This window comes from Pseudoalteromonas sp. BSi20480, from assembly GCF_000241365.1.
GTDB classification, from domain to species: Bacteria; Pseudomonadota; Gammaproteobacteria; order Enterobacterales; family Alteromonadaceae; genus Pseudoalteromonas; species Pseudoalteromonas marina.
In genome coordinates, this window is the sequence record NZ_BADX01000004.1 from 1 (window position 1) to 312 (window position 312).

At 45.2% G+C, this 312-nt stretch carries 2 tRNA genes; both read right to left on the minus strand.

The annotated features are described in order from the left end of the window. Nucleotides 1–90: 90 nt before the first annotated feature. Nucleotides 91–166: transfer RNA gene (locus tag P20480_RS16795), tRNA-Ala, on the minus strand. Between the two features lie 44 nt (nucleotides 167–210). Further along, nucleotides 211–287, minus strand: a tRNA-Ile gene (locus tag P20480_RS16790). Between the last annotated feature and the right edge of the window lie 25 nt (nucleotides 288–312).

Consider the following 312-nt stretch of genomic DNA (forward strand, 5'->3'; position numbering starts at 1 on the left):
GAGATACAAAAACCTCTCAAAATTAAACACACTCTATTCTCAGGCGATTTAGCTGCCCGATAAAGAATATTTATTTTTAAGAAGTAAAAGTGGTGGAGCTAAGCAGGATCGAACTGCTGACCTCCTGCGTGCAAGGCAGGCGCTCTCCCAGCTGAGCTATAGCCCCACATATGCTGGTCTTATTGTTTAGTTACCGACTTCGTGAAGAAGTGGTGGGTCTGAGTAGATTTGAACTACCGACCTCACCCTTATCAGGGGTGCGCTCTAACCAGCTGAGCTACAGACCCAAACAATAAGTGTTGTTCTCTTTAC